The sequence below is a fragment of the Pseudomonas sp. Irchel 3A7 genome (assembly GCF_900187565.1).
GTDB lineage: Bacteria > Pseudomonadota > Gammaproteobacteria > Pseudomonadales > Pseudomonadaceae > Aquipseudomonas.
The window spans coordinates 183,147-194,825 of the sequence record NZ_FYED01000003.1 but is presented as its reverse complement, the minus strand read 5'-3'; the positions used below and the strand labels follow the sequence as shown (position 1 = coordinate 194,825).

General features: G+C 58.8%; 14 protein-coding genes. 5 read left to right on the top strand and 9 right to left on the bottom strand.

Features of this window, described 5'->3' with window-relative positions; genetic code table 11:
* Window positions 1-251 precede the first annotated feature (251 nt).
* Window positions 252-1,271, top strand: a complete 1,020-nt coding sequence (rlmF, locus tag CKW21_RS05815) for a 23S rRNA (adenine(1618)-N(6))-methyltransferase RlmF (protein WP_095193050.1) — start codon at window positions 252-254, stop codon at window positions 1,269-1,271.
* Between the two features lie 213 nt (window positions 1,272-1,484).
* Here rlmF and CKW21_RS05810 read toward each other — a convergent pair whose 3' ends face one another.
* Complete coding sequence (locus CKW21_RS05810) at window positions 1,485-1,766, bottom strand: HU family DNA-binding protein (RefSeq protein ID WP_003221909.1); 282 nt, start codon at window positions 1,764-1,766, stop codon at window positions 1,485-1,487.
* Between the two features lie 394 nt (window positions 1,767-2,160).
* On the opposite strand from CKW21_RS05810, the gene yejK reads away from it, so the two are divergent.
* Together yejK and CKW21_RS05800 are read left to right on the top strand one after the other, a co-directional pair.
* Window positions 2,161-3,165: a nucleoid-associated protein YejK gene (yejK, locus tag CKW21_RS05805; RefSeq protein ID WP_095193049.1), complete on the top strand. Its 1,005-nt coding sequence runs from the start codon at window positions 2,161-2,163 to the stop codon at window positions 3,163-3,165.
* Window positions 3,165-3,515, top strand: coding sequence for a glutaredoxin family protein (locus tag CKW21_RS05800; protein ID WP_095193048.1), 351 nt, complete (start codon window positions 3,165-3,167; stop codon window positions 3,513-3,515). Before yejK ends, CKW21_RS05800 begins: the two co-directional genes overlap by 1 nt.
* 138 nt (window positions 3,516-3,653) lie before the next feature.
* Here the strand turns inward: CKW21_RS05800 and CKW21_RS05795 are convergent, their stop codons facing one another.
* The 5 genes from CKW21_RS05795 to CKW21_RS05775 form a co-directional block, all read right to left on the bottom strand.
* A complete protein-coding gene (locus CKW21_RS05795) occupies window positions 3,654-4,589 on the bottom strand; it encodes a glutathione S-transferase family protein (RefSeq protein ID WP_095193047.1) in 936 nt (311 codons plus the stop codon).
* Between the two features lie 88 nt (window positions 4,590-4,677).
* Window positions 4,678-4,989, bottom strand: coding sequence for a GIY-YIG nuclease family protein (locus CKW21_RS05790; protein WP_095193046.1), 312 nt, complete (start codon window positions 4,987-4,989; stop codon window positions 4,678-4,680).
* Between the two features lie 40 nt (window positions 4,990-5,029).
* Window positions 5,030-5,500 (bottom strand): nuclear transport factor 2 family protein, encoded by a 471-nt coding sequence (locus CKW21_RS05785; protein ID WP_095193045.1) that lies wholly within the window; start codon window positions 5,498-5,500, stop codon window positions 5,030-5,032.
* Between the two features lie 111 nt (window positions 5,501-5,611).
* Window positions 5,612-6,907, bottom strand: coding sequence for a CynX/NimT family MFS transporter (locus CKW21_RS05780; protein ID WP_095193044.1), 1,296 nt, complete (start codon window positions 6,905-6,907; stop codon window positions 5,612-5,614).
* Complete coding sequence (locus tag CKW21_RS05775; protein WP_095193043.1) at window positions 6,897-7,556, bottom strand: FadR/GntR family transcriptional regulator; 660 nt, start codon at window positions 7,554-7,556, stop codon at window positions 6,897-6,899. Before CKW21_RS05775 ends, CKW21_RS05780 begins: the two co-directional genes overlap by 11 nt.
* Window positions 7,557-7,748: 192 nt before the next feature.
* Between CKW21_RS05775 and CKW21_RS05770 the strand changes: the two genes are divergently transcribed.
* Complete coding sequence (locus tag CKW21_RS05770; RefSeq protein ID WP_256590138.1) at window positions 7,749-8,033, top strand: type II toxin-antitoxin system MqsR family toxin; 285 nt, start codon at window positions 7,749-7,751, stop codon at window positions 8,031-8,033.
* A complete protein-coding gene (locus tag CKW21_RS05765) occupies window positions 8,030-8,515 on the top strand; it encodes a type II toxin-antitoxin system MqsA family antitoxin (protein ID WP_095193042.1) in 486 nt (161 codons plus the stop codon). The genes CKW21_RS05770 and CKW21_RS05765 overlap by 4 nt, the downstream gene beginning before the upstream one ends.
* 65 nt (window positions 8,516-8,580) lie before the next feature.
* Here the strand turns inward: CKW21_RS05765 and CKW21_RS05760 are convergent, their stop codons facing one another.
* The 3 genes from CKW21_RS05760 to CKW21_RS05750 are packed head-to-tail and all read right to left on the bottom strand — an operon-like array spanning window position 8,581 to window position 11,663.
* Window positions 8,581-9,345, bottom strand: coding sequence for an amino acid ABC transporter ATP-binding protein (locus tag CKW21_RS05760; protein ID WP_003178331.1), 765 nt, complete (start codon window positions 9,343-9,345; stop codon window positions 8,581-8,583).
* 28 nt (window positions 9,346-9,373) lie between these two features.
* Window positions 9,374-10,471, bottom strand: coding sequence for an amino acid ABC transporter permease (locus tag CKW21_RS05755; RefSeq protein WP_095193041.1), 1,098 nt, complete (start codon window positions 10,469-10,471; stop codon window positions 9,374-9,376).
* A gap of 10 nt (window positions 10,472-10,481) precedes the next feature.
* Window positions 10,482-11,663, bottom strand: coding sequence for an amino acid ABC transporter permease (locus CKW21_RS05750; RefSeq protein WP_095193040.1), 1,182 nt, complete (start codon window positions 11,661-11,663; stop codon window positions 10,482-10,484).
* Between the last annotated feature and the right edge of the window lie 16 nt (window positions 11,664-11,679).

The following is an 11,679-nucleotide window of genomic DNA, read 5'->3' as shown; positions in this document are numbered from 1 at the left end:
GAAAGAGGGAGGCCCGCAAAGGCCTCCCTTTTTTGTGCCCGTACCTTTCCCCAAAACACCACACCCTCCTGTGGGAGCGAGCCTGCTCGCGAAGAGGCCACATCAGCCAACATCAATGTTGAATGACAAACCGCTTTCGCGAGCAGGCTCGCTCCCACAGGGTGATGCAGTGATTTTCACAATGGGGTTCACAACGGCAGGATGTGGGACAATGCTCGCCACTTTCAGCCATACCCGAATCGACCACGCCCATGAACGCCCCCCGCACACCCAAACCTGCGCGCAAGAAGCCTGAAACCGCGACCCCGACCAAAGCCGTCGAGCCGCGTGAAAAGGCCAGCCTGCATCCGCGCAATCGCCATCAGGGTCGCTACGACTTCCCGGCGCTGATCAAAAGCACACCGGAACTGGCGAAGTTCGTGATCATCAATCCGTATGGCAAGGAAAGCATCGACTTCGCCAGCCCGGATGCGGTACGCGTGTTCAACCGGGCGCTGCTCAAGGCTTTCTACGGCATCGCCCATTGGGACATCCCAACGGACTACCTGTGCCCACCGGTGCCGGGCCGTGCCGATTACGTGCACTTCCTGGCTGACCTGCTGGCCAGCATGAACGACGGCAAAATCCCGCGCGGTGCGCAGGTCAATGTCCTCGATATCGGTATGGGCGCCAACTGCGTTTATCCGTTGATCGGATACAGTGACTACCGCTGGCACTTTCTAGGCTCCGAAATCGACCCGACGGCGGTGGCCTCGGCTAAAGCCATCGTCCAGTCCAACGGTTTGAACAAAGCCATCCAGTTGCGCCAGCAAACCAATCCCAAGCACATCCTGATCGGTTTGCTGGAGCCGGGTGAGCGCTTTGACCTGACCATGTGTAACCCACCCTTCCACGCCTCGATGGCCGAAGCCACCAAGGGCAGCGAACGCAAATGGCGCGCACTGGGCCGCGCCGACCCGAAACGCAAACTGCCGGTGCTGAACTTCGGCGGTCAGTCGGCGGAATTGTGGTGTGAAGGGGGTGAAGCGCGTTTCGTGACGCAACTGATCGCCGAAAGCGCGAACTTCCAGCATAAGGTGCTGTGGTTCAGTACCTTGGTGTCGAAAGCCTCGAACCTGCCGGCCATCGAGACCGCACTGAAAAAGGCGGGCGTACTGGAAAGCCAGGTCGTGGAGATGTCGCAAGGACAGAAACAGAGTCGCTTCGTTGCCTGGACCTTCCAGACCAAGTCCGAACAGCAGATCTGGCGCCGCGAACGCTGGACGCGCTAAAGCTTAGTAGCCGACACAGCCTCCCCTGTGGGAGCGAGCCTGCTCGCGAAAGCGGTGGATCAGCCGATTTCTTTAGTGACTGACACTCCGCCTTCGCGAGCAGGCTCGCTCCCATAAGTAGTTCAGGGGTGCTTGCAGAATATCGCCAAATCGCAGACACAAAAAAACCGTGCCCGGATTACTCCGGCGCACGGTTTTTTTTATCGCTGCGTCTTACTTGTTCACAGCGTCGGTCAGGCCTTTGGCCACAACCAGCTTGATCACTTTCTTGGCAGGGATTTCGATGGCTGCGCCAGTCGAAGGGTTACGACCGGTACGGGCAGGACGCTCAGTCACTTTCAGTTTGCCGATGCCTGGCAAAGTGATTTCGCCGCCGTTTTCCAGCTGATCGGCAACGATTTGGCCCAGTTGGTCCAGAGCGTTACGCGCGGTGGTTTTTGGCGCGTCGATAGCTTCAGCGATGTCGGCGATCAGTTGGTCTTTAGTAAGAGCCATGTAGTGTTCCTTCCCTATCAAATTCATATGGATTGCAGAGTGCAGTGTCAGCCATCGAGCCCGATCTTCTGGATCTGGCACCCTCGGCGATAACCGCGACGAGTCGGGTTATAGATGCCGAAATCAGGGTTTGGTTCGACCTGACAATTGCTGACTGCACGCTTAACGCAGTGACTTCGCGTAAGACCGGGCAAAACTAGCACAGAGACGGGGAAATATCCGCCTCTAGCTACCCATTTGGTCAGCTTTATTGCTCTAAATCGGCAAAAAAACGCATAAGCACTGTCGGGCCCCGTGCAATTGCCCTTCGTACCGCGCCAAAAGCAGCGGTTGCGGTACACTGAGCGCTTTTTCGGAGAGCCCGCCCCGCTCTCTCCAACCAGCCGAGAAGCCCATGCCGATCCGTCATTGCATCGTCCACCTGATCGACAAAAAACCCGACGGCACTCCTGCAGTTCTCCACGCTCGCGACTCTGAATTGGCCGAGTCCGCAGCCATCGAGAACATGCTTGCCGACCTCAATGAAAGCTACAACGCCAAACAAGGCAAAGCCTGGGGTCTGTTTCACCCGGAGTCCGGCGCCTTTCCATTCAGCGGCTGGCTGAAGGAATACCTTGATGGCGGCCAGGACTTCACCGCATTCAGCCGCGTGGCGGTGGAACACCTGCAAAAGCTGATGGAAGAATCCAACCTCTCGGTCGGTGGCCACGTACTGTTCGCGCACTATCAGCAAGGCATGACCGACTATCTGGCGATCGCCCTGCTGCACCACAGCGAAGGCGTGGCGGTGACCGAGCAACTGGACGTAACCCCGTCCCGTCACCTGGACCTGGGCCAGCTGCATCTGGCGGCGCGCATCAACGTCTCGGAATGGCAGAACAACAAGCAATCGAAGCAGTACATTTCCTTCATCAAGGGCAAGAACGGCAAGAAAGTCTCTGAGTACTTCCGCGACTTCATCGGCTGCCAGGAAGGCGTCGATGGCCCGGGCGAAACCCGCACCCTGCTCAAGGCCTTCAGTGACTTCGTCGAAAGCGAAGACCTGCCGGAAGACTCCGCCCGGGAAAAAACCAAGACCCTGGTGGATTACGCCAGCAGCCAGGCCAAGCTCGGCGAGCCCATGGGCCTGGAGGAGCTGTCGGAACTGATCGACGAGGATCGTCCGAAAGCCTTCTACGATCACATCCGCAACAAGGACTACGGCCTGTCGCCGGAGATCCCGGCCGATAAACGCACCCTGAACCAGTTCCGCCGCTTCACCGGTCGCGCCGAAGGTCTGTCGATCAGCTTCGAAGCGCATTTGCTGGGCTCGAAGATCGAGTACGACGAAGAAGCTGGCACCCTGATCATCAAGGGCTTGCCGACCTCGCTCACCGACCAGCTCAAGCGCCGCAACTGATGCTGGGTAACGTGCTGAAGAAAGTTCTGCTGATCCTGCTGGTGGTGGTGGTTTATCAGAACTGGGGCAAGATCGAGCGGCTGTTCAATCCCTCGCAAGTGGTGTCCGAGCAGACCCAGGCCACGGCCAATGTGGTGCTCTACACCACCGAATGGTGCGGCTACTGCAAACTGACCCGGCGCTTTCTCGATCAGAAAGGCATTCCGTACAAGGAATTCGATATCGAGAAAGATGCCGAGGCACGCAAGGCTTACGAGGCGCTGGGCGGTGGCGGGATTCCGTTCATTGATGTGAACGGGACGCTGATTCGCGGGTATGACCCGGATGCGATTCTGGCTGCGCTGAAATAATTAATCAGGTTTACACAATCCTTGTGGCGAGGGAGCTTGCTCCCGTTGGAGTGCGCAGCAGTCCCTCTTTTTTGGGGCCGCTCCGCTGCCCAACGGGAGCAAGCTCCCTCGCCACAGGTGTGTGTGTCTGTAGGTGAATCAGTGAGTTTCGATGCGGAAGCCCAGCCGCGGAAAGTGCACATGCACCCAACCACCACGTTCATCCTCGCGACGCACGATCAACTCCTCGCTACCGGCAAACATCAACTCCCCCGCCACCGGATCGATGCCATAGTCAGTCGCCGCGATCACCACCTGCTGGCCAACCTCGAACCCGTTCGGATCGATGAACTGCTCATCCGGTAAAGCAGCAGGCGTAGTGTTGCGTGCTATTGCCAGCGCCTCTTCCGAAGTCATCTCGCTCGGCGCCCCATGGCCGAAACCCAGCACCCGTGCCAACCAGGCCGACACGGCCGGATAGTTATCCACAAGCGGCGCCGTCACCGGTGTTGCCTTGAGGAACCACAGTGGATGCGCCATGGCGAAGTCGGCAATCGACGGCTCGCCAAACAGGTAATCACCTTCCTCGCGCTGTAACTGTTGCTCCAGGCGCACCATGATCGTCGGCCATTGATGCCGCGCTTGCCCGGCCGTCAACTTTGTAGCGCTGCCTCCGCTGAAAAAACCCGCGCGATCTGCCAGAAATGCCTTGATCGCTTCCTGCGGCAAATTGCCAAAACGAACAGCGATCGATTCCGGTTGAAACACCAGGCTGACCGCATGCTGGAACACCACCGAATCGGCCCAGGCAGCGAAGGTTGCGGCGATCATTTCCTGGCCTTCCGGGAAGAATGCCGGGAGGGCTTTTTCCTGATCAAGACGACGGGCGATCAACGCCGTATCGCAATAAATATCCGCGCCGATCTGCAACACCGGGGTCTTGCGGTAGCCACCGGTCAGGGCCGTGAGATCGGGTTTTGGCATCACTGGCGAGACTTTCACCGAGCGCCAGGACAGCCCTTTGAATCCCAACAACAGTCGGGTCTTTTCGGCGAAGGGGGACGTCGGGTAATGATGAAGAATCAACTCGGACATGCTCGGCTCCGCCGCACTCAAAATGAGCCTCCAGCTTAGCGCGCAATCGGTTGGCAGCCTACAGATCCGCCTGATGGGAACCGATCAGTCAGATTGATAAGCCGGCAGCAGCACTGGCCACCAGACACTCCTTGGCGCTCTTCTTGAGTTTTTTGATCAACCGTTCCTGACGCAACGCTTCGCTTTTGTCGCGGCAGGCTTCGGTATAGACCAGCGCCATGGCCGGGCTGGAGAGAAAGAAGCGCGCGCCTTTGCCGCTTTGGTGCTTGGCGAAGCGGCGCACGGGATCATCGCTGATCCCGCAGTAGAGCGAACCATTGGCCGCGCGCACGAGGTAGACGAACCAGAGCTTGCTCACGGGAGAGTCAGCGTCGACAGGATTTTCGCTGTGGGTGGTCACGGATCGATCAAGGCTTGAAGGGAAACAAGCCGCAATCTTATCAGCGACTGGCCTGAAATGCCTTCAGCCCCTTCAGAGCTTGCCCGCGAACGGCTTTGCGCACCAACGGCGTCCAGCCCAGCAGCAAGCCTTTGAAACCCAGCGCCTGTCGGGACCACTTCCACAGATCGAAACTGTCATGATGTTCGCAAATCTTGCCGTCGCGGAAAACGAAGCGAGCCTGGATGTCGTTGACCACGGTGTTGCCGGTCTGACTGAACAGATAAGTCGCGATCCAATGGGCGCCACCGGTGCGCTCGTCGCTGCGCACGTTGTCGAAGGTCAGGGAGAAATCCTTGGCGCGGGTGGTGAGCATGCGCCACATATCGCCGGCATCACGGCCGCGAAGCTCGCCAAACGCCGGATCACTGAATACCACGTCATCGGTATAGCAAGCGCTCATGGCCTCGGCATCGAGCCGCTGAAAGGCCTGGTAGAACCGGGTGATCAAGGCGCTGTGGGCTTCACTCATGGGCAGACTCCCTGTTGTGCAAATCGGCATCGAAAGATTGCCTGCACGATAGTCTGCAAATGCACACAAGACCACCGGCATTCGTGGGCCGAATGCCGGTGGTACGAGGATTCAGATTTTTTCGCTTTGCACCTGAACGTACAGCGAACGTCCGGCACCGAGGCCGGCAACAATGGCGCCGAGGCCAATCACGCCAAAGATCCAGCCCACGGCGGTCCAGCCGCCGGTCAAGTCATGCACGATGCCCACCGCGAACGGCCCCATGGACGCCAGGGTGTAACCGAAACCCTGGGCCATGCTCGACAGGTTGGCCGCGACATGCGAGTCCCGCGAGCGCAGTACGATCAGGGTCAGCGCCAGGCTGAAGGTCGCGCCCTGCCCCAGACCAAGCAGGATCGCCCAACCCCACAGGCCTTCAATCGGGGCGTAGAGGCAACCGAACAGACCACCGAGGGTCATCACCATGACGATCACGATCGCCGGGCGCTGGTCCTTGCCACGGGTGGCAAGCCAGGGTGCCGCCAGGGAACTGATCAGTTGAACGATCACCGAACCCGACAGCACCAGGCCCGCCTGGGTCGGAGTCAGTCCACGACCGATCAGGATCGAAGGCAACCAGCCGAACACGATGTAGGCCAGGGACGATTGCAGGCCCATGTACAAGGTCACTTGCCAGGCCAACGGGTCGCGCAGCAATCCCCGGACGCGATAGGCGACGTTATGCGCGCCGTGTTTCTGACCGACTTGTGGCAGCCAGAATAGCGCCGCGACCAGCGCCGGAATCACCCAGAAACCGAGGCCCAATGCCCAGCTCTTGTCGAAATGTTCGCTCAACGGCACGGTTGCACCCGCCGCCATCGCCGCGCCCAGACACAGGGCCATGGTGTAGACGCCGGTCATGGTCCCGGCCTGTTTCGGAAAGTCGCGTTTGACGATCCCCGGCAGCAACACACCGATTACACCGATGCTGGCACCGGCCAGCACACTGCCGGCGAACAGACCAATCTCACCGAATGAGCTGCGCAGGATGATCCCGCCCGCCAGTGTCAGCAGGATGCCCAGTACTACTCGCTCGGCACCGAAGCGCCGCGCCAGAATCGGTGCCAATGGCGCAAACAAACCGAGGCAAAGCACCGGCAGAGTCGTCAGCAACCCGGCCTGCGACGCCGATAATCCGAGGCTTTTCGACACCTCGCTGAGCATTGGCGCCATGCTCGACAACGCTGGACGCAGGTTCAGCGCGACCAGAATCAGGCCCAGCAGCAGCAACCATGGACGGCGCAGGATCGGATGGCTTTGCTGGACCTGTTCGTCATCGGCCTCGGCATCAATCAGTAGCTCTTCAAGCTCCGCCGCGCGTTTGGATTGTGGAAGGTGACGGCTGGCGTTATCGGTTTCAAGGTTCATTGATCAACTGCCTCGATATAGCTTTGGCCCGTTCCGGGTCGCGCTGCTCGACCGCTTCGAGCAGTTCGATATGCAGGTCGAACACTTCCTGGCGGCGCGGGGTGATGTTCAGGCAGTGCCGCAGCTGAGCGCCGACGACACTGGAGAAATAGCGATATAACTCGCTGAGGGTCGGGTTGTGCGCGGCGTCCACCAGGCGCCGGTGGAACACCAGATCGCAAGCGATATAGGTGTCGAGGTCGCCATGATAGTGGCTGCCGCTGACACCCAATGCCTCGCGCAAAACCACCAGGTCTTCATCGGTACGGCGCAAAGCGGCCAGGCCAATGGCTTCAACCTCGAGGATGTGACGGGTTTCGCGGGCCTGTTCAAGGGAGCACTGCGACAACACCTTCAGGGTGTCCAGCGGATCGACCACCGCCCGCAGGTAACTGCCATCGCCCTGGCGGATCTCGATCAACCCGGAAAACGCCAGTACCCGCATGGCTTCACGCACGGTATTGCGGCTGATGCCCAGTTCGGCGGACAGCTCGGGTTCGGTAGGCAAGCGTTGGCCAACCGCCCAAACGCCCTGATTAATGCGCTGACGCAACTGATCCAGGGCCTGATCGACCAGGGATCGTTTCACTAATGGAGAAATGTCTGACATAGGATTCGCCCTTTCATCCAATCATAGGATGAATTTTCTGACATGTTAGTCAGATCCATGTAGGACAGCAACCGCCTACGGTCAGTGGGAGGGAAAGGAGCGGGATTTTCGATTAGTCAAAATTACCCTTTAAGGGTAATTTCATGGATAGGGTCAGGGTTTCTTACGGAAAAGAACACACCCCATTATGACTTGGCACTGATCAAGGCAGATGTCAGGCGGCTTGGAAGAAAAGCATTCACCAAGAGCGCAGAGAAAACCGGACTGGATCTGGGCTTCAGTCTCAAAGAGATGCAAGAGATCGTCTTCGAGTTGCAGAAAAAGATGTTGTACAAATCTATGACCACCTATGAGGATCATCGAGTGTGGCAGGACGTGTATCACATAAACTCACAAGATCTGGAGATTTACATCAAGGTGACATACCGCCCTGCCGGCGGCCCACCGGTAATATCCTTCAAGGAGAAAAACCCATGAAAACCCAGCAATGTTTCAGCTGCGGTGCACGTGAGGGAATGAGGCATTTCGAGGGGCGCGGCGAAACCTTGAGTGTCAAAGGCATGGAGCGCCGTGTCGATGATCTTTCTGGCTGGGAATGCCAGCAGTGCGGGGAAGTCGAGTGGGACCCCGATAGCGCAGAGCGTTATGGCGAAGCAGGTGATGCGCTGGTCATCGCTGCCAGGCAAATGATCGGCGCCGAGATGAAACGCATCCGTCGCAAGCTGCACCTTACGCAAAAAGAAACGGTGCAACTCCTGTCAGGTGGCGGGCACAACGCGTTTTCACGGTACGAACGCGGTGAAGTACTTCCGCCGAAGGCGTTGATGCTGCTGATGCGCCTGCTCGATCGCTATCCGCATTTGCTTGCCGATGCGAAAGTCCTGGGCGAAGGTGCGGATTTGCGGGGCGGGTTCAAATATACCGAGCACAAGGATTATGAAACGGTCACGGTTTCCTAAGCCCCCGAAAGTATAAAAACAAACCCGGCACAAGGCCGGGTTTGTTTTTACGAGTCAGCCTGGCATCAATGCAAAATCTGGCTCAGGAACAACTTGGTCCGATCATTCTGCGGGTTGTCAAAGAAGTCGTTCGGCGCAGCCTGTTCGACGATTTCACCCTTGTCCATGAAGATCACGCGGTTGGCCACGGTGCGGGCGAAGCCCATTTCGTGGGTCACGCAGAGCATGGTCATGCCGTCTTCGGCCAGGCCGATCATGGTGTCGAGTACTTCTTTCACCATCTCCGGGTCGAGTGCCGACGTCGGTTCGTCGAACAGCATGATTTTCGGCTTCATGCACAGCGCACGGGCAATCGCCACACGCTGTTGCTGACCACCGGACAGTTGCCCCGGGTACTTGTGCGCCTGCTCTGGAATGCGTACGCGCTCCAGGTAATGCATGGCGATTTCCTCGGCCTTGCGCTTGGGCATCTTGCGCACCCACATCGGCGCCAGGGTGCAGTTCTGCAAGATGGTCAGGTGCGGGAACAGGTTGAAGTGCTGGAACACCATGCCGACTTCACGGCGGATCGCTTCGATCTGCTTGAGGTCGTTGGTCAGCTCCACGCCATCGACCACGATGCGGCCCTGCTGGTGCTCTTCCAGACGGTTGAGGCAACGAATGGTGGTGGACTTGCCGGAACCCGACGGGCCGCACAGCACGATACGCTCGCCCTGCTTGACGTTCAGATTGATGTCTTTCAACACGTGGAACTGGCCGTACCACTTGTTCACGCCCTGCATCTGAATAATGCCTTCAGGGCTCACAGGCTGTTTGATTGCTTCGCTCATCAGAGAACTTCCTAAATTAGGTAGCGACTTAGCGCTTGTGGCCTGTGTCCAGCTTGCGTTCCAAATGCATGGAATAGCGGGACATACCAAAACAGAAAATCCAGAACACCAGGGCGGCGAACACATAGCCTTCGGTGGCCATGCCCAGCCATTTCGGGTCGGCGGCGGCTTGCTTGACGCTGTTGAGCAAGTCGAACAGGCCGATGATGATCACCAGGCTCGTGTCCTTGAACAGCGCAATGAAGGTGTTGACGATGCCGGGGATCACCAGCTTCAGGGCTTGCGGCAGAATCACCAGGCCCATGCTGCGCCAGTAACCCAGGCCCATCGCCGCGGCCGCTTCGTACTGACCTTTGGGAATCGCTTGCAGACCGCCGCGCACCACTTCGGCCACGTAGGCCGACTGGAACAGGATCACGCCGATCAGCGCCCGCAGCAGCTTGTCGAAGTTCATGCCTTCTGGCAGGAACAGCGGCAGCATCACCGAGGACATGAACAGCACCGTGATCAACGGCACGCCGCGCCAGAATTCGATGAAGGTCACGCAGACCACACGAATCGCCGGCATGTTCGAACGACGGCCCAGGGCCAGGACAATCCCCAGGGGCAGCGCACCGGCAATGCCGACGGTGGCGATCACCAGGGTCAGCATCAGGCCGCCCCATTGGCTGGTCGACACCTGGGTCAGGCCGAAAACGCCGCCATGCAGCAGGCACCAGGCAATGATCGGGTACAGCACCAGGAAGCTCAGCCCGTAAACGGCTTTGCGCTGGAAGCGCGAGATGAACAAGGGTGCCACGCCAATGACCGCCAGCCACACGGTCAAGTCCACGCGCCAGCGCATGTCCACCGGGTAATAGCCGTACATGAACTGGCCGAAACGCTGCTGGATGAACACCCAGCAAGCGCCGTCCTTGGTGCAGTCGGCCTGGGAGGTGCCGACCCAGTTGGCGTCGAGGATCGCCCACTGCAGGATCGGCGGAACCACCAGATAGATGAGGTAGAACGCAAACAGGGTCAGCAGGGTATTGAGCCAGCTGGAGAACATGTTCGCGCGCATCCACGCCACGACGCCGATGCTGCGGCTCGGTGGGGGCATGTCGGGTTTGAATGTATGAGTACTCATGCGCTTTTCCTTACCGCTCGATCAGCGCAATGCGCTTGTTGTACCAGTTCATCAGCAGGGAAATGCTGATACTGATTGCCAGGTACACACTCATGGTGATCGCAATCACCTCGATCGCCTGGCCGGTCTGGTTCAGCACGGTGCCGGCAAACAACGAAACCATTTCCGGGTAACCGATACCGGCCGCCAGCGAAGAGTTTTTCGCCAGGTTCAGGTATTGGCTGGTCAGCGGCGGAATGATCACGCGCAAAGCTTGCGGGATGATCACCTTGCGCAGGGTCGGGCCGTTGCGCAGGCCGAGCGAGTGGGCCGCTTCGGTCTGGCCATGGCTGACCGACTTGATGCCCGAACGCACGATCTCGGCGATGAACGCCGCGGTGTACACCGTCAGCGCCAGGGTCAGGGCCAGCAGTTCCGGGATCAGGACCCAGCCACCGACGAAGTTGAAACCCTTGAGCTGCGGCATTTCCCAGTGCACAGGTGCACCGAAAATCAAGGCGCACAGCGCCGGGATCACCAGGAACAACGCCAGGCCGACCCAGAACTTGTGGAACGGCTCGCCGGTTTCTTCGAAACGCTTGTTGGCCCAGCGGGTCATCAGCACGATGGCGACGATGGCCACGACGATGCTGATCACAAACGGCCAGAACCCATCGGCCATCAGCGCGGCCGGCATGTTCAGGCCACGGCTGCTGACGAAGAAGGTGTCGCCGAAGTTATGGCTGTTGCGCGGCCCCGGCATGGTCAGGAACACCGCGAAGTACCAGAACAGGATCTGCAACAGTGGCGGGATGTTACGGAAAACCTCCACGTACACCGTCGCCAGTTTGGCGATGATCCAGTTCTTCGACAGTCGGGCCACGCCGACGATGAAGCCGAGGATGGTCGCCAGGATCACGCCGATGAAGGTCACCAGCAACGTGTTGAGCAGGCCGATCACGAACACACGGGCATAACTGTCCGCTTCGGTGTAGGAGATCAGGTGTTGAGCGATGCCGAATCCGGCACTGCGCTCCAGAAAGTCGAAACCGGAGGTAATGCCCCGGTGCTGAAGGTTGGTCTGCGTGTTGTCGAACAGGTACCAGCCCATCGAGACCACCGCGACAATGGTGATGATCTGGAAGAGCCACGCACGCACTTTTGGATCGCTGAGGCTGAGCCTCTGCTTTGGTGCGCCGATTGAATTTTGCATGAAGTGCCCCGGAAAT

What these genes read in the sequence shown, in the direction of transcription:
- CKW21_RS05775 (WP_095193043.1), bottom strand. Translation starts at nt 7,556, where the DNA reads ATGTCAGACATTTCTCCATTAGTGAAACGATCCCTGGTCGATCAGGCC.
- CKW21_RS05810 (WP_003221909.1), bottom strand. Translation starts at nt 1,766, where the DNA reads ATGGCTCTTACTAAAGACCAACTGATCGCCGACATCGCTGAAGCTATC.
- rlmF (WP_095193050.1), top strand. Translation starts at nt 252, where the DNA reads ATGAACGCCCCCCGCACACCCAAACCTGCGCGCAAGAAGCCTGAAACC.
- CKW21_RS05760 (WP_003178331.1), bottom strand. Translation starts at nt 9,345, where the DNA reads ATGAGCGAAGCAATCAAACAGCCTGTGAGCCCTGAAGGCATTATTCAG.
- CKW21_RS05750 (WP_095193040.1), bottom strand. Translation starts at nt 11,663, where the DNA reads ATGCAAAATTCAATCGGCGCACCAAAGCAGAGGCTCAGCCTCAGCGAT.
- CKW21_RS05780 (WP_095193044.1), bottom strand. Translation starts at nt 6,907, where the DNA reads ATGAACCTTGAAACCGATAACGCCAGCCGTCACCTTCCACAATCCAAA.
- CKW21_RS05765 (WP_095193042.1), top strand. Translation starts at nt 8,030, where the DNA reads ATGAAAACCCAGCAATGTTTCAGCTGCGGTGCACGTGAGGGAATGAGG.
- CKW21_RS05755 (WP_095193041.1), bottom strand. Translation starts at nt 10,471, where the DNA reads ATGAGTACTCATACATTCAAACCCGACATGCCCCCACCGAGCCGCAGC.
- CKW21_RS05785 (WP_095193045.1), bottom strand. Translation starts at nt 5,500, where the DNA reads ATGAGTGAAGCCCACAGCGCCTTGATCACCCGGTTCTACCAGGCCTTT.
- yejK (WP_095193049.1), top strand. Translation starts at nt 2,161, where the DNA reads ATGCCGATCCGTCATTGCATCGTCCACCTGATCGACAAAAAACCCGAC.
- CKW21_RS05795 (WP_095193047.1), bottom strand. Translation starts at nt 4,589, where the DNA reads ATGTCCGAGTTGATTCTTCATCATTACCCGACGTCCCCCTTCGCCGAA.
- CKW21_RS05800 (WP_095193048.1), top strand. Translation starts at nt 3,165, where the DNA reads ATGCTGGGTAACGTGCTGAAGAAAGTTCTGCTGATCCTGCTGGTGGTG.